This window comes from Tessaracoccus massiliensis, from assembly GCF_000826065.2.
Taxonomy (GTDB): Bacteria; Actinomycetota; Actinomycetes; order Propionibacteriales; family Propionibacteriaceae; genus Arachnia; species Arachnia massiliensis_A.
Genome location: NZ_LN623542.1, coordinates 599,216 through 615,391 on the forward strand (window position 1 = coordinate 599,216; position 16,176 = coordinate 615,391).

General features: G+C 69.5%; 14 protein-coding genes. 1 reads left to right on the plus strand and 13 read right to left on the minus strand.

Annotation, left to right across the window (positions count from 1 at the left end):
• Positions 1-4: 4 nt before the first annotated feature.
• The 12 genes from BN1186_RS09880 to BN1186_RS09935 all read right to left on the minus strand — a co-directional run bounded on the left by BN1186_RS09880 (position 5) and on the right by BN1186_RS09935 (position 14,239).
• Positions 5-346: a hypothetical protein gene (locus BN1186_RS09880; protein ID WP_040283811.1), complete on the minus strand. Its 342-nt coding sequence runs from the start codon at positions 344-346 to the stop codon at positions 5-7.
• Complete coding sequence (locus tag BN1186_RS09885; protein ID WP_052460014.1) at positions 325-1,461, minus strand: M23 family metallopeptidase; 1,137 nt, start codon at positions 1,459-1,461, stop codon at positions 325-327. Before BN1186_RS09885 ends, BN1186_RS09880 begins: the two co-directional genes overlap by 22 nt.
• A 394-nt stretch (positions 1,462-1,855) precedes the next feature.
• On the minus strand, positions 1,856-3,067 hold the full coding sequence (locus tag BN1186_RS09890) for an RtcB family protein (protein ID WP_052460015.1): 1,212 nt from the start codon (positions 3,065-3,067) through the stop codon (positions 1,856-1,858).
• A 404-nt stretch (positions 3,068-3,471) separates the two neighbouring features.
• On the minus strand, positions 3,472-3,996 hold the full coding sequence (locus BN1186_RS09895) for a DciA family protein (RefSeq protein ID WP_040283812.1): 525 nt from the start codon (positions 3,994-3,996) through the stop codon (positions 3,472-3,474).
• 81 nt (positions 3,997-4,077) lie between these two features.
• On the minus strand, positions 4,078-5,508 hold the full coding sequence (locus BN1186_RS09900; protein WP_040283813.1) for a serine hydrolase: 1,431 nt from the start codon (positions 5,506-5,508) through the stop codon (positions 4,078-4,080).
• Positions 5,509-5,578: 70 nt separating this feature from the next.
• Entirely contained in the window at positions 5,579-6,727 is a 1,149-nt protein-coding gene (gene recF / locus BN1186_RS09905; protein ID WP_040283814.1) for a DNA replication/repair protein RecF, read from the minus strand.
• 1 nt (position 6,728) lies between these two features.
• Complete coding sequence (dnaN, locus tag BN1186_RS09910; protein ID WP_040283815.1) at positions 6,729-7,889, minus strand: DNA polymerase III subunit beta; 1,161 nt, start codon at positions 7,887-7,889, stop codon at positions 6,729-6,731.
• 177 nt (positions 7,890-8,066) lie between these two features.
• Positions 8,067-10,634, minus strand: a complete 2,568-nt coding sequence (locus BN1186_RS09915) for an ABC transporter permease (protein ID WP_040283816.1) — start codon at positions 10,632-10,634, stop codon at positions 8,067-8,069.
• Position 10,635: 1 nt separating this feature from the next.
• Entirely contained in the window at positions 10,636-11,535 is a 900-nt protein-coding gene (locus BN1186_RS09920; protein ID WP_246043284.1) for an ABC transporter ATP-binding protein, read from the minus strand.
• 117 nt (positions 11,536-11,652) lie between these two features.
• Positions 11,653-12,717 (minus strand): hypothetical protein, encoded by a 1,065-nt coding sequence (locus tag BN1186_RS09925; protein WP_040283817.1) that lies wholly within the window; start codon positions 12,715-12,717, stop codon positions 11,653-11,655.
• A complete protein-coding gene (locus tag BN1186_RS09930) occupies positions 12,714-13,877 on the minus strand; it encodes a glycosyltransferase family 4 protein (RefSeq protein ID WP_040283818.1) in 1,164 nt (387 codons plus the stop codon). The genes BN1186_RS09925 and BN1186_RS09930 overlap by 4 nt, the downstream gene beginning before the upstream one ends.
• A complete protein-coding gene (locus BN1186_RS09935) occupies positions 13,874-14,239 on the minus strand; it encodes a hypothetical protein (protein ID WP_040283819.1) in 366 nt (121 codons plus the stop codon). The genes BN1186_RS09930 and BN1186_RS09935 overlap by 4 nt, the downstream gene beginning before the upstream one ends.
• A 361-nt stretch (positions 14,240-14,600) precedes the next feature.
• On the opposite strand from BN1186_RS09935, the gene BN1186_RS09940 reads away from it, so the two are divergent.
• Complete coding sequence (locus BN1186_RS09940; protein ID WP_052460016.1) at positions 14,601-15,674, plus strand: FAD-dependent oxidoreductase; 1,074 nt, start codon at positions 14,601-14,603, stop codon at positions 15,672-15,674.
• A 115-nt stretch (positions 15,675-15,789) separates the two neighbouring features.
• On the opposite strand, the gene BN1186_RS09945 is transcribed toward BN1186_RS09940, so the two are convergent.
• Positions 15,790-15,975 carry a hypothetical protein gene (locus BN1186_RS09945; protein WP_040283820.1) on the minus strand — a complete coding sequence of 62 codons (186 nt, stop codon included), beginning with the start codon at positions 15,973-15,975 and terminating at the stop codon, positions 15,790-15,792.
• Between the last annotated feature and the right edge of the window lie 201 nt (positions 15,976-16,176).

A 16,176-nucleotide genomic window follows, 5' to 3' on the forward strand; every position in this document is an offset into this window, starting at 1 on the left:
GCCCTCAGCCCTCGTCCGGAACGGCCGGCTCGCTGGTGGGTGCCGCCCCGGTGGTGGCCGCCGGCGTCGTCTCCGTGGGCACGGCAGCCGCGGGTGTGGTGGTGGTCTGCGTGGGGGCAGGCGCCGGGGCTGACGGGGTCGTCGGCTCGTCCGTGGGCTCTGGCTCCGTCGACGGCGGCACCTCGACAGTGGGCGTCTCCTCCGGTGTGGTGGAGGGATCGGTCGTGGGATCCGGTGTGGGGGTGACAGGATCCGTCGGGTCCGGCGTGGGCGTCTCGGACGGCATCTCCTCAGCGGGCGTCGTCGGCACGGTCTCAGTGGGCGTCACGACGGGCTCTGGCTCCACCACGGGCTTCTCGGGGCTGGGGGCCCCGCCTGCCTGGCCGGGCGCCGAGGTGGTGGGCGTCGGCACAGGGGTGGTGGGCTCCGCGGCGGTGGTGTCACCGGGCGTAGGAGCCGCGGGCGCTGCGGTGGTCTCCGGCCGGGCGTAGGAGCCGCGGGCGCTGCGGTGGTCTCCGGGGCCACGGAGGGAGTGGGGGACGGCGTGGGCGATGCCGAGGGGGAGGCCGAAGGCGACCCCGGCAGGGCGGGCACGTCTGCGCCCATCTGCGACAGGTCGACCATGCCGGGCTTGCCGTTGAGCCACGGGATGGGATCTGTGAACTGGCCGTTGGCGATGACCTCGAAGTGCAGGTGGCAGCCGGTGGAGTAGCCGGTGTTGCCGACGCGTCCCACGCCCTGGAGGGCGTTGACCTTCTGGCCCACCTTCACGCCGATGGACGAGAGGTGGTTGTAGGTGGTGACCACGCGGTAGCCGCCGAGCATGCCGTGATCGATCTTGACCTGCACGCCGTTGCCGCCGGCCCAACCGGTGCGCACGACGGTGCCGGCCGCGGCGGCGCCGACGGGGGTGCCGCACGGTGCGGCCCAGTCGTGACCCGTATGCAGCTTGTAGACCCGCAGCACGGGGTGGAAGCGCATGCCGAAACGCGAGGTGGAGCGGCCGTTGACGGGCTGCGACAGCAGCGCGCCAGGGCTCTCCTTGCCGATGGATTCGACGGTGGTGGTGGGGATGGTGGCCGGCGCTGAGGGCAGCGGCATGACCACCGGATCAGCACCCTCGCCGCCCGGCTGAACGATCTCGGGCGTGGGGGCGTTGAACGGATCGAAGCCGAGGGTGCCGGCGGCAGCGAGCACCTCGCTGCCCTGGCCGAGCGCCTGCACGCCGAGGGGATCTGCGAAGCTGAAGGCCTGGAACGCGTCGGGATCTGACTCGCCGAAGGCCTCACGCACCGCGCTCTCCGCCGAGTCGATGCCGGGTGCCGGGCGCGGGGATGCTTTGACAACGGGGGGTGCGGGGACTGCCTCAAGGGTGGGATCTTCGCCGCTGGCGCCGACCAGAGCAACCATGCTCACGGCTACGCCCGCGGCCAGCACCGACGTGATGCCCCGCAGTTTCATATTGCTCCCAGCCCCCCCCCCACAGCCTCTGACGTCGTTGACTTACCTGTCTATGTAACCACCTATCGGGGTCAGAAGAAAGGCATCCGGCCAATCCCGTCTGTGTGATTCATCATCTGGTCAGGGCCTAAGCACCCCTCACCAGCCTCACCGCGACGGGGGCTCGTCGTCGTCGCCGCCCACGTCCAGCCACCCGTCGGCCCCACCGCGCCAACGCAGCCGCCCTCCCCGCCAACGCTCGATTCTCCAAGCCAATGCTCGTTCGTCGGTGCCAGAGCTGTTTCTTCCCGCCTGTGATGTGTCGTCGGCGAGAAGCACCAACTCCGGCACCGACGGATGAGCGTTGGCGCCGTGGGTCTGAGCATTGGCGAGGAGGGGCTCGACGCCGGCGGCGTCAGCCCTTCACGCAGAGCAGCGTCTGGAGCCGGGCCTCGACGGCGATGAGGTCGCGCTGGGCGGCGATCACGTCGTCGATGTCCTTGTACGCGGCCGGGATCTCGTCGACGACACCCTCGTCCTTGCGGCACTCGATGCCCTCGGTCTGGGCCGCGAGGTCCGCCGCGGTGAACCGCCGACGGGCGGCGTTGCGCGACATCCGCCGCCCCGCCCCGTGCGTCGCCGACTGGTACGACGACGGGTTGCCGAGCCCCCGCACGATGTAGGAGCCGGTGCCCATCGAGCCGGGGATCACGCCCATGTCGCCCACTCCGGCGCGGATGGCGCCCTTGCGGGTGATGATCAGTTCGGTGTCGTCGTAGGTTTCCACCGCAACGTAGTTGTGGTGGCAGCGGATGGGTTCGCCGAATCCGATGCCCGGGATACGGTGCGTCAGTTCGTCGCAGACGGCCTGCAGCATCACGTCGCGGTTGAGCAGCGCGTAGGACTGGGCCCACCACAGGTCATGGAGGTAGGCGTCCATCTGCGGCGTGCCCGCGAGGAACACCGCAAGATCCTTGTCGACGAGGTTCTGGTTGTGCGCCAGCGCCTGCGCCGCCTCAATGTGCACCTGGGCGAGCTGGTTGCCGGTGCCCCGGGAACCGGAATGGAGCGTCACCCAGACGTAGCCGTCGTCGCCGCCGCAGAGCTCGATGAAATGGTTGCCCCCGCCCAGGGTGCCCACCTGCTGCAACGCCTTCTTCTCGGCCTTGCCCTCGCGTGCGGCCCAGGTGAGCTCGCGGGCCTTGAGACCCTGGAATGCCTCCATCGCAGCCCGGTACCGACGCGCCAGCTCGGGATGCTTCCCGACGGTGCGCGGCTCGCCGCCGTGCTGATTGAAGCCCACGGGCACGGCGCGTTCGATGCCGTGCCGGATGGCGGCCAGGTCGTCGGGCAGCTGGTCCGTGTGCAGCGTGGTGCGCACGGCGGTCATGCCGCAGCCGATGTCAACGCCCACGGCGGCCGGCGCGATCGCCTGCTCCATCGCGATGACGGAGCCGACGGTGGCGCCCATGCCGAAGTGCACGTCGGGCATCACGCGCAGCCCGCGGGTCCACGGCAGGTCGGCGACGTTGCGCAACTGCTGCTGCGCGGCGGCCTCGACGTCGGCCTCGTGGGCCCACATGAGGGTGTTGTCGGTGCCGGTCAGGGGCACCGGGAAGGTGTTCATTGCTCTTTCTCCTGTTCATTGATTGACAGGGCAACTGGCTCTCACCTCAGAGGGCGGACTTCACGGTTCCTGAGCCTGCCGCAACGACGAAGGAGTTGGGCAGGTCGAAGGACCGGTGAGCAGGATGAGAGAGTCAGTTACCCCGGCAGTTTCAGCGCTGGTACGCGAAACTGGGCTGAAAATCGGCGCGCGGGCAGCCTGGCGTGGTCGCGGGTTCGCGACGTAGCTCAGCAGCCATGGTTCCGACTCTCTCTCGTTGCCCGGGCATCCGGGCGGGGTGCCAGCGGCGGCACCGGCTTTAAGGATCGCACCAATTCCGCCAGCGAGCAACCACTATGGGCCAGCCATGCCAACAGCACCTCTCTGGTGGCCGGCATCCAACGGCTTCATACAGCCCGCGTCACTCAGCCGTAGGTGTCGCGCGGACCGCGACCCTGCACGGAGCGCATGCCCTTCTTCCAACTGGGGGGCTTCGGGCCGCGGAACTCCACCCGCAACACGGTCTGCTCCCCCAGGGCCGCGTTGAGCTTGGCCACCAGTTGCGAGGCGGTGTAGCGCATCGCGGAAGCCCACGCCGTCGAGTCACAGTCGACGACGAGCAGCCCGGCGTCGTAGTGGACGGGCTTGGAGTGCTCGGCGTTCGACTCCCCCACCAGTTCCGGCCAGCGCCGCAACACCGTCGACAGGTTGATGCGCTGCTTCCAGCCGCGTTGGCGCACGACCTCGCCCAAGACGTCGCCGACCAGCTTCGGGTCGCGCTCGTCGGGGTGGGCGCCGCTGCGCTGCTGCTCGAACACGCGCCGCGAGCGGCGGGGGGTGCGCGGTGGGGCCGGTTCGGGCAGCACCACGCCGTACTCAGAGGCCTCGACGGTGGCGCGGGCGATCTCCGACGCCAGCTCGAGCCCCGTGGGATCGTGCGGCTCGGACATGTCCCCAGCCTAGTGCGCCCCTCCCTGGCGCGCGGCCCTGCAGGGCCAGGGGGAAGGGGGCTGGTCGTCGGTGGGCGCGACTCAGCCCGCGGCGAGAGTGTTCTCCGCGAAGCTGGCCAACCAACTCTGCTGCGGGATCTGCTCCGGCGACTCCCCCACGGTCTGCAGCACCAGCACCCGGATCTTCTCCGGGCCCTCGACGTAGAACGACAGGCCGAGCGCGCCCGGCGTCGAGCCGCCCTTGAAGCCGACGTACGACGCGCCCTCCGCCTGGATGCCGGGGTACTCGCCCATGATCGCGCGCACCGGGGCGCCCGCCTCCGTGCTGAGGCGGCTCTGCAGGTCGACGTGGGCGCGGCACAGGTCTTCGGCCGTGGCGTACCAGTCGACGCCCTCATCCCAGAACGGGTCAGCCATGCTGGCCTCCTCGTAGCTGAGGTCCCACGCCGGCAGGTCCTCGAGGATGGCGCGCTGGGCGGCGGTCACCTCGGGTGAGGCGTCGTCGTAGCCCTTCGAGGCCTCGGCCCACTGGGCGCGCAGGCCCTCGTCGGCGGCGATCTGGAACGCCTCCCGCGTGGTGAGGAACGGCTTGTTGAGCTCCGGCGCGTGGTGCTTCATGGTGGTCAGTTCGGCCTCGACGGCCTCGCGACCGAGGGCGTCGATCAGCAGGTCGGTGGCCGTGTTGTCGCTGTTGGCGATCATCCGCGTCGCGGCGTCCTGCACGGTGACCTTCGTGCCGGCCGGCTGGTTGCGCAGATCGCCGGTGGGCAGCGACTTGAGCTCCTCGGTGAGCGTCAACTCCTGGTCCCAGGCGAGGTCGCCCGCGTCGATGGCGGTGACCACGGCGCCGAGGACGTACAGCTTGAACATCGACGCGATGGGCCGCACCACGTCGGCGCCGCGGCTCTCGACGGGGGTGCATTCGGGCACGTCCGCGCCGCGGGTGACGTCCGCCAGCAGGAACGACGACGTGGGCGCCTCCGCCAGCAGCGCCTGGGAGGCCTCCGCCGGGGTCGCGAACTCGGGGGCCTTCTCGTTGGGCACGAACATCAGCCCGTCGATCCTGCCCTCCTTGACCGCCAGCATCATCATCACCGGCGTGCCGTCGGATTCCAGCTCCGCGGTGCCCTGCGTCTCTGTGCCGTTCCAGCTCACCAGCGTGAACGGCCCCTCCCCGCGCAACTGGTCGAACACCTGGGAGACCTGATCGGCCGGCACCTGGCTGAGGAATTCCTCGCCGAACCGCTCCTCGGCCTCCTCCGCGCTGGGGCCGGAGTCTGCGGCGAGGGTGTCGAGCACCCAGCGGGCAGCCTCCCCGACGGGGGTGTCGGGGATCTCCGCGGACGTCGGCTCCGCGGTGGGTGCTGGATCGGCGGGCTCCGTCGTCGCCTGCGTGGGTGCTGCGGACGGGGCCGTGGTCTCCGGCGCCGGCGACTGCGTCGCTCCCGTACCTGAACAGGCGCTCACGGCCAGAGCGATGGTTGCGGCAAGGGCGATGCGGAATCGAGACATGCCCTCATGAATACCATGCGGTCCCTGAGTGCCCCGCGACGAAGGAGCCGGGCAGAACGAAGGGCGACGCTCAGGGACCAACTTCAACGGTGCCGGAGTCGACGCGGAAGCGACGCTCGGCGGGGAAGTCCGGCACGTCGGCACCCACGGCGGCGGTGATCAGCACCTGTTCGGCGTCGGCGATCGCCGCGCCGACGCGTTCCCGGCGCGAGACGTCCAGCTCGGCGAACACGTCGTCGAGCACCAGGACGGGCTCGGTGCCGTCGTCGCGCACCAGCGTGAAGCCGCCCAGCCGAAGCGCCAGCGCCAGCGACCACGACTCCCCGTGCGACGCGTACCCCTTCGCAGGCAGCGCGCCGATGGACAACTCGACGTCGTCGCGCTGAGGGCCGATCAGCGTCACGCCCCGGTACAACTCCTCGCCGCGCAGCCGCTCCATCGCCTCCAGCAGGCGACGCTGGAGCTCAGCGCGCACATCGGCGGCCTCGGCGACCCCGGTGAGTTCCAGCCCACTCTTGTACACCGCGTTGATCTGATTGTTCTTCGGCGCGATCGTCTCGTAGGCCCGCTGCGCGTGCGGCAGCACGTCGGCCAGCGTGTCGAGGCGGGCGTGCAACAACTCGGCGCCCAGCGCAGCGAGCTGCTCGTTCCACACCGCGAGGGTGACCTCCTCGTCGCCGCCCTGCGGGGTCTGCGAGCGCCCGGACATCGACTTCAGCAAGGCGTTGCGCTGACGCAGCACCTTGTCGAAATCCTGCTTCACCCCTGCCATGCGCGGCCAGCGCGTCACGACGAGGGAATCGAGCCACGAGCGACGGTCCGACGGGTCGCCGCGCACGATGGCGATGTCGAGGGGCGAGAACACGACGGTACGCAGGGCCCCCACCAGATCCCGCGGCCGCGGCAGCGGCGCTCGGTTCAGGCGGGCGACGTTCGACTTGCCCGGGATCACCTCGAGGTCGAGCCAGATCAGCCGGTCGTCGTCACGCGAGGCCTGCACCTTCGCCCGGATGATCGCCGACGTGGCGCCCGCCCGGATGAGCGGCGCCGTCGTCGAGACGCGGTGCGAGGACATGGTGGAGAGGTACTCGATGGCCTCCACCAGGTTGGTCTTGCCCTGGCCGTTGGAACCGACGAACACGGTGACGCCGGAGGTCAGCTCGAGGTGTGCCTCGTGGTAGTTCCGGAAGTCTGTCAGCGTGAGCTCGGTGACGAACACGTCAGCTGGGCAGGCGCATCAGCATGATCACGTGGCGGTAATCGGCGCTGGGATCCGCGTCCATGCTGGACAGGCCCATGATGAGGCAGGGCTTGCCGGGCAGCGTGAACGAGAAGTGCGCGAACGGGGCATCCAGCGCGGTCAGCGCGTCGAGCAGGTAGTGCGGGTTGAAGCCCGCATCCGTGATGGACTGCTCGTCGCCGACGACCTCCACCTGCGCGTCGATGGCCTCGACGGCCTGCGCCTGGTCACCCGTGGCGGCCTCGAGCGTGATGTGGTCGTCCTGGATGCGCATGCGCAGCGGGGTGTTGCGCTCGGCCACCAGGGCCACGCGCTTGACGGCGGACAGCAGGGCGCCGGTGTCGACGCGGACGCTGACGGTGGCCTGCACGTCCATCAGGTGACGCACCTTGGGGAACGCCTGGCTGAGCAGGCGGGTGGTGGCCTCGCGCTTGCCCTTGGTGCCCTCGCCGACGAAGCCCGCCAGGCCCTCGCCCTCGGCCTCCGTGGTGGACAGTGAGATGGTGACGGTCTCGCCGGCGGTCATGGACTTGGCCGTGTCCGCCAGCACCTTGCCGGGCACCAGCACGTTGCCCTCGAGGCCCGGGCTGGCCGGGTTCCAGGTGAGCTCCTTGAGCGCCATGCGGTAGCGGTCCGTGGCGAGCAGGGACAGGTTCTCGCCGTCGATCTCCATCTTGACGCCGGTGAAGACGTTGAGCAGTTCGTCGCGGCCGGCGGCGACGAACACCTGGCCCACGGCCTTCTCGAAGACCGACGCGTCGACGGTGCCGGTCTGCGACGGCATGTCCGGCAGCGTGGGGTACTCGTCGACGGGCAGCGTCTGCAGCGTGAAGCGCGCGGAGCCGCAGGTGAGTTCCACCTTGGAGTGGTCGGCGTTGAGTTCGACGGGCTTGTTGGGCAGCGAACGCGCGATGTCGGAGAGCAGTCGGCCGGAGACGAGTACCTGGCCCTCGTCGGTGACCTGCGCGGGGAGGGTGACCTTGGCTGACGTGGTGGAGTCGAAGCTGCTCAGCGTCACGCCGTCGGCCTCCGCCTCCAGCAACATGCCCGCCAGGATGGGAGCGGTGGGGCGGTTGGGGAGGCTGCGGGCCACCCACGCCACGGCGTCGGCAAGCGCCTCGGGTTCAACTCGAATCTTCACGTCTCACACCTTTGTTGTTTGCTATAAAGCTCGTCGCCAGCATCATACCCACCTGCCGCTGCTTGAGCCGACTACCCGCGAGGAACGAGCGACGCAGTCGAGTCGAAAACCGGGTGGGATGACATGCAGGCGGAACGAACGCTCAGGGTTTCGACACTGCTCGTAGAACTCGCATGCTCAACCGACGTCCGCGATGGACTCGAGCACCGCCAGGCGCGATGCCCGGCGGGCCGGCGCGATCGCCGCCAACACGCCCACGACGGCGGCGACAACCACGAAGATCAGCAACTGCGCCCACGGGATCACCAGGGTGTCGATGCCCTGGCCGCCCAGCAGCGTCACCAACGCGGCGCCGAACACAACGCCCAGGATCACACCCAGCACGGCGCCCAGCACGGCGACGATCACTGCCTCCAACGTCACCATCCGCCGCACCTGCGCCCGCGTCATGCCGACGGCGCGCAGCAGCCCCACCTCGCGGGTGCGCTCCATCACGGACAGGCCCAGCGTGTTGACGATGCCCAGCACCGAGATCACGATCGCCAGGGCCAGCAGCGCGTAGAGCGTGGCGAAGATCTGGTCGAACTGCGCCACCCTGTCCTCGATGAACTCGTGCACATCCGAGACGACGACGGTGGGCGCCTGCGCCGCGGCCTCCTCCAACCCGGCCTTGACCCGGGCCGGATCCGCGCCGTCCTCTGCGAAGATCACCAACTGCTGCACCATCGACGCGTCGGCCACCGCCGCGAAGGTGGGGGGCGTGACCACGATGTCGCCGATGGGCATGGCCGCGCCCTCATCGTGCAGGCCGGTGACCAGCACGGGCACGGTGCCCAGCGGTCCCACCAGGTCGATCACCTGACCCAGAGTGAAGCCGTGCTCGTTGGCGTAATCGGCCGACAGCACCACGGGGGCCTCTCCCCCGTCCTCGTTCATCGCGCCGACCAGCACGTTGAGGCTGGTGCCGCGCTCAAGCGCCTCGCGGGTCATGCCGAACAGCACGCTGGGCTCGTCGACGCCCTGGATCTGCGCCGAGCCGCGGTACCCCTCGTAAACGGTGGCCACGCCGTCGACCCCGCGTGCCGCCTCGGCGATCTTCGCGTCGAAGGGCTGGTACGAGACGGGCACGATGACGAAGTCGCCGCGCTGATCCTGCGTGAGCTGGTTGCGCAGCGAGGTGGTGGTGCTGGCCGCCAGGATCGCGACGGTGGTCACCAGCGCCAGTCCGATCATCAGCGTGGCGGCGGTGGCGGCGGTGCGGCGCGGTTGGCGCACGGAGTTGAGTTGCGCGAGTTTGCCCACCTCGCCGAACAGGCCGCGGAACAGTTTCCCGAACACCCAGATGACCGGCGCCCCCACCAGCGCGGCGGCGAGCACCATGCCGATCAGCAGCGCAGTGGCCCCGGCGCCGAGCCAGATGAGCGGCTGCGGCACATCGAGCCACACGGCGATCACGATGGCGGCCACGCCCAGCTCGATGAGCGCGATGCCCAGGAGGGGCAGACCGGACAGCTTCTCAGGGTTCGACTGGGCGGCGCTGGCCATGGCCTCGACGGGCCGGGTGGCCGACGCGCGGCGCGCCGGCAGGTATGCAGCGATCAGCGTGATGATCACGCCAATGGCGTACGAGGCGACGACGGCCTGCCAGGTGATCGACGGCGTGACGTCGCCGATGTCGATGCCGAGGCCGCGCAGCAACCCGAGGATCCCCCAGGCCAAGCCGTAGCCCACGGCCAGGCCGAGGGTGGCGCCCACGAGCCCGACGAACAGCGCCTCCATCAGCACCGCGGTGCGCACCTGGCGGCGGGTGGCGCCGATGGCACGGAACAGCGCCAGTTCGCGGGCGCGTTGGGCCACCAGGATCGAGAAGGTGTTGAGGATCAGCAGTGCGGCGACGAGCAGCGCGATGCCGGCGAAGACCAGGAGGAAGATGTTGACGAAGCCCAACCCGACGTTGAGTTGCTCCTCGATCTCGGAGCTGAGCTCGTCGCCGGTCTCCGCCACGAAGCCGTCGGGCAGCACCTCGGCCACCGCTGTGGAAACCGCCGCCGGATCCGCCTCGGGAGCGGTCTGCACCCACAGCGCGTACGCGCCGGGTTGGCCCTCCTGGGCGATGAGTTGGATCTCGGGGAGGGTGAAGAACAGGTAGCTGGCGCCCGCCGTCGACCCCGCGCCGTAGGTGCCGGTGCCCACCAGCGTGTAGGAACGGATGCCGTCCCGGGGGGTGGAGACCTCGACGGTGTCACCGATGCTGAAGCCGCCTCGGGTGACGGTGGCGGGGTCGATGACCACTTCGTCGTCGGCGGTGGGCGCGCGGCCGTCGATGATCCGGGCGCCGGCCACGCCGTCGGCGGAGGTGGCGTCGTGCCAGTTCATGCCGAGGCCGGGCGCGCCGGGGAACGTGAGCACACTGCCGTCGGCGTCGAGGGCGTAGACCTGCGTGTTGGAGACCATGGGCTCCACCCGCGCGACGCCGTTGATGGCTTCAACGGCGGCCACGTTTTCGTCGGTGAGGAGCTGCGGCGGCACTCCGGGGTTGTTCTCGAACCCGGAGATGCCGGTGGTCTCCTGGGAGACGTTGACGTCCGCGAGCGCTCCGCCCACGAGCGACTCGAAGCCCGACGACAGCAGGGTGGTGAACATCAGCGACCCGGCCACGAACGCGACGCCGAGCACGATCGACAGCGCGCTCATGATCAGGCGCAGCTTGCGCGCCCACACGGATTTGAGGGTGGCCCGCAGCATGTCAGTCCAGCATCGCGCGGCGGGCGATGGAGCGCTCGGCGGTGGACTCTTCCTCGATCTCGTCGCCGACGGGCCCGTGTGTGGGGGCCGTGCCGCCGTCGCGGTAGACGACGGGGCCCTGGTGCTCGGCCGTCTCCTCGGGCTCCGGGGCGGGCTCGTCAGCGGGCAGGTCCTGGCGGGGGTACAGCTTGGCCATGGCGCGCAACAGTTCGTCCTGCGTGGCGTCGCGCATCTCGTGCACGATGCGGCCGTCGGAGAGGAACACGGTGCGGTCCGCGTAGCTGGCGGCGTGCGCGTCGTGGGTGACCATGACGACGGTCTGGCCGAACTCGTCGACGGAGCGGCGCAGGAAGCCCAGCACCTCCGCGGCCGAGGTGGAATCGAGGTTGCCGGTGGGTTCATCGCCGAAGACGATGTCCGGCCGGTTCATCAGCGCCCGCGCGCAGGCGACGCGCTGCTGTTGGCCGCCGGAGAGCTCCGACGGTTTGTGCGTGAGCCGGTCCCCCAGGCCCAGCACGTCGACGATCCTGCTGAACCACTCGTCGTCGACCTTCTTTCCGGCGATGGACAGCGGCAGCGTGATGTTCTCCCGCGCGGTGAGCGTGGGCACCAGATTGAAGGCCTGGAAGATGAAGCCGATTCGGTCGCGGCGCAGCTCCGTGAGCGGCGTGTCCTTGAGGGGGCCGACGGCGGTCTCACCGATCCAGACCTCCCCTTCGGTGGGCGAATCGAGCGCCGCGAGGAGGTGCATGAGGGTGGACTTACCGGAGCCGGAGGGGCCCATGATGGCGGTGAACTCGCCAGCGTGGACCTCGAAATCAACGTGATCGAGGGCCATGACGACGGCCGAACCGGCCCCGTAGATCTTGGTGAGGCCCTCGGCCCGCGCTGCGATGCTCACGGGCACCACGGTACCCGGTAACACGCGTCACGCTGCCGTCGCAGCCCGAATTCCACGTGAGGACTCCGCGTGTCGTTCGCTGGCTCGCAAGCTCGCTGGCGAACGCTCAGGGGCCGGTCAGGGGGCGTACGTGTGGTCGCCCAGTTCCTTGATCAACCCCATGATCTGCTCGGAGGTCTCATCCCCGGTGAGCACAACGTCGGACCACATCTCCCAACCGGCGGTGTCGTAGGCGACCTGGGCGCGCTCCCCCTCAGTCTCAAACCTCGCCCACGTGTGCGGGTCGAGGATCACCCTCGCGTACCAGCGACGCTTCGCGTACAGCGCAAGATCCGCCGTCACGTAGGGTTCGCCGCGCAGCCACACCACGTCGAAGTGGTCGTCGCGGGCGTCGAAGTGGTTCTCCACCCGCCAACGCCAGTGGCCACCCACGAAATCCGACGACGCCACCGGGCGCCCTTTCTCCCCCTCCAGCGTCACGACGGCCCAGGGCGGCAGCGCGCCCGGCTGGGTCGCCAGCCCGGAGGCACCCAGATCCGCGACGACATGGGTGCGCTCGCCGTCGCGCCGCACCGCCGTCGCAAAGTCCGCCACGACACCGGGATCAGCCAACGCCGGAGCCTCACCGTGGTGATCGACCACCAGCACGCGCAATCCCCCCTCATCTCGGCGCGACGGCGCGGGCTGCGGGCGGTCAGGCACATGGATCAACGGGGTGGCAGGCAGCTCCGCGAAGGGCTCCTTCCACCGGCGCGACAGATCCGCCAGGGCCTCAGTGCGCGGCGCGAACAGGCCGTCGTTGGAGAGCATGCAGGCGGCAGCGGTGGGGGTGTGCAGCGGCGGGGCGCCGTCGATCCAGATCCCGAACGGCCAACCCCGCGACGCGGCTGTCCACAGCGCAAGCTCGGCGGCCCACTCGTCGGGCGCGACGATCAGCATGGGCTGGTGGATGTGCTTCTGCAGCCAGTTGAGCAGGTTGTCCCAGCCGCCGGCGGTGGCGGGGGTGAGCGAGCCGTCGTCGATGCTGAACGGCAGCGGAGGAAGAGCCAGGGTCTGGGAGCGGTCGAGGCCGGCGAAGCGGAGGAGCTGCTCGTCGCGCAGCAGCACCTTCCAGCCGCGGGCCTGGGCGGCGGCCATGGCGATGGGGTCGTCCGAGATCAGGACCGGTGTGCGGTAGGTCATGCTGAAAGCTCCCGGATGAGGTCGATTTCGCGGCCGATGGTGGCCTCGTGGCCGCACTGCTGGCGGGCCCGTTCCGCGGCGGCCGCAGAGAGCTCAGGCATCAGGTCGCGGTGCTCGAGCAGATGCCGGATGGCGCCCGCGAACGCCCACGGGTCATCGGCGCGGGGCAACAGGCTGCAGCTCTCGTCGGTGAACTCGGGGATCGCGGCCACGGGGTTGGTGATGGTCACCATGCCGCTGGCCATCGCCTCGCCCAGCATCACGCCCTGGGTGTCGAAGCGCGTGGGGCACAGGTAGACGCCGGCGCGTTGGTGCGCGGCGGCCATCTCGATGGGCGACAGGTAGCGCTCCTCGACGGCGACGTTGCGCAGGCGACCCAGCGCGGCCGTCTGCCCGAAGAGGGCGCCGGAGCCGCGGATGGTGATGTTCAGCTCATCGAAGCCCGGCTCGTCGGCCAGCACCTCCAGGGCGCGGATCGCGATGTCGTTGCCGTAGTTGCGCACCGCGAAGCCGCGCATCAGCAACAGGTTGGTGGCCTCCTCGGGGTGGCGGATGCGAGCGCGGAAGGTGTCGCCGTCGATGAAGTTGGGGATCACCCGCGCCTTGGCGGCCGGCACCCCGATGTCCTCCGCCGCGAGCCCCCGCTGGAACTCGGAGACGAACACGACGGTGGCCTCGCCGTCGGTGAACAGCTTCCGCGTGGCCTCGGCGCGGCTGCGGTTCAGCTCGTCGCGGGCTGTGCGGATGGAGGCCAGTTCGCGGCTGTCGTGATTGGCGGCCAGGCGGCGGTAGTCGCGCACCTCGTAGCCGTGGAACCACACCGCCAACCGCCGCCCAGGCACCTGCGCCAACAACGCGTCGATAGTGGTGGGCTCCGGCGAATGCACCAACACCGGGATGTCGGCGGCGACGGCGTGTTCAAGCGCGGTGGGGATCGCCTCGGGTGCGATGGCCCAGACCGGCAGGTCGCCGTCGTTGCCCCGCTGTTCCTGTGCGCCTTCGCGGAGGGAGGATTCGACGACGACGCCGCGCAGCCCGGCGGCCTGGTAGGCGCGGGCGCGGCTGCGGACGAACTCGCGGCCGGCGCGCCAGGGCTTGGGGTACGACGGCGTCAGCAGGACGTACTCAGCAGATCCCAGTTCTGCGGCGAGCTCCGTCATCGCTTCACCGTGCGCACAACCTTGCGCACCGCACGCTCCGTGAAGCTGCGCTCGTTCTCCAGCTTCTTGATGCGTTCCTTCAGAGCCGCGATGGTCGCCCGGTCCGTTTCGGCCTTCGCCTGGGAGTCGTCGACGGCGGTGCGGGCCTCGAAGAGGTCGTCGCGCATCTTCGCGAGCGCGGCGATGGCGGCCTCGTGCTCAGCCTCCTTGGCGGTGAGCCTGGTGGCGACGGCGAACAGTTCAGCCTCCAGGCTGCTCGCGTGGGCAGCGGCCTTGGAAAGCTCGTCGCGGGCCGTGACCAGTTCGGCTTCCATGCCCGTGCGAAGGTGGTCCTCGATGCGTTGGCTGTCGTCGTTCGTCACGCTGGTGAGTGTAACCCCGCGTTTCGGCTGCCGTGGGCCTTCGCCCCACTTGCTGATGCGGGGTGTCCACATGCATGACTTTGAAGATCCTTGTGTAGTTACATCCCAGATGTACTCATAGCGCTTGTGGATTCTGGGGATAACCCGCGTCGCTGCTGGTCAACCCGCTTTTGGGGGTGTGGACCGTTCGAGGACGAACGGTAAATGACACGTGGAGTATTTGGGGACAGATCCGGGGCGTGAAGTTATCCACACCTCCGTCCACACCCTTGGACAGCGTGGCGACCCGGGTTGTCCACAGCTCAACCAGCGTGGCGCGCTCAACCAGCGTCGAGCGCCCAGGTGGTCTCTCGACGAGGACATGGAGATCACCGTCCTGGAGCGCAGTGGCTACGTATCTTTCGCCAACTGTGGCCTGCCGTATCACGTGGGTGGCGTCATCGAGGAGCGGTCTTCGCTGCTGCTGCAGACGCCCGAGGCCCTGTGGGAGCGGTTCCGCATCGACGTGCGCGTCAACACCGAGGCGCTGCGGATCGACCGCAGCCGCAAAGTGGTTGCCGCGCGTGACCTCACCGCGGGCGAGGAGACCGAGTTCGCCTACGACAAGCTGATCCTCTCCCCCGGCGCCCGTCCCGTGCAGCCTCCCATCCCCGGCATCGAGCGCGCGTTGACCCTGCGCAACGTGGAGGACACCGACGCGATGCTGGCGGCCGTCGACGGCGCTGAGACCGCCGTCGTCATCGGTGGCGGGTTCATCGGCCTGGAGGTCACCGAGAACCTCCTCGCCCTCGGGATGAAGGTGGCCCTCGTGGAGGCGCTCAGCCAGGTGATGGCCCCGCTCGATCCTGAAATGGTCACGCCCGTGCATGACCTCCTGCGCGAGCACGGCGTCGATCTGCGGCTGGGTTCCGGCGTCACCCGGATCGGCGAGAGCGACGTCACGCTCGCCGACGGCTCCACCATCCCCGCCGACGTCGTGGTCGCAGCCATCGGTGTGCGCCCCGAGGCGAAGCTCGCCGAAGAGGCGGACCTGCTCGTCGGCTCCCTGGGCGGCATCGTCGTGGGGTCGCGTCAGCTCACCAACGACCGCAGCATCTACGCCGTCGGCGACGCCGTCCAGAAGGAGGACGCCCTCACCGACGACGCCGTCCTCGTCCCCCTCGCCAACACCGCCAACCTGCAGGATGAGGGCGCCACCGTCGTTGACGTGCGCACCCCCGCCGAGTTCGAGCGCGGCGCCATCCCGGGGGCCATCAACCTCCCGCTCGACGAGCTTCGCGACCGCGCCGATGAGCTGCCCGAGGGCAAGCTGATCCTCCACTGCGGCGTCGGCATCCGTAGACACACCGCCTTGTGCCTGTTGAAGGACCGCGAGGTCTACAACCTCGATGGCGGTTACACCACCTGGAAGGCTGGCAGCGGCGCCGCTGGTTGAGCCGACCGTGTCGAAACCGAGGGCAGGAGAAGACCCCCGTAACGCAAGGTGCGTCGCCCGGGATGCGGGCGGCACCCTGGTGCTACGGGGGCCCTGCCGTCAGCTACCGGTTGTTTCAGTTGAGGATGTCGATGTAGGTCCCACCATCGGCGAGGGGTTGGAGAACCTCTGGATTCGTCACCGGGTTGTCGGCGAGCCGCAGCTGGGTGAGGTTGGTCAGGTGTGTCAGGTCGGTGATGTCGCGGAGGTAGCACTTAAGTTCGCTGAGTCTGGTGTAGTCAGCGTTGCCTTGGGATTGCATGTGTTCGCTGATGCAGGTGCGGACGTTGGGTCTGTGATGAAGCTCAGATCGCCGGGGCGGTTCAGCCCGTTGATGGTGAGGGTGCCGGGTGTGATGTAGACGTCGACGTCTGCATTGGCTGGTGGTGTGGTGGCTACCAGGCTGCTGGTTGCGATGGTGAGGCTCGCGGCGAGGGCTGCGATGCGTTGCCATGTGGTTTCA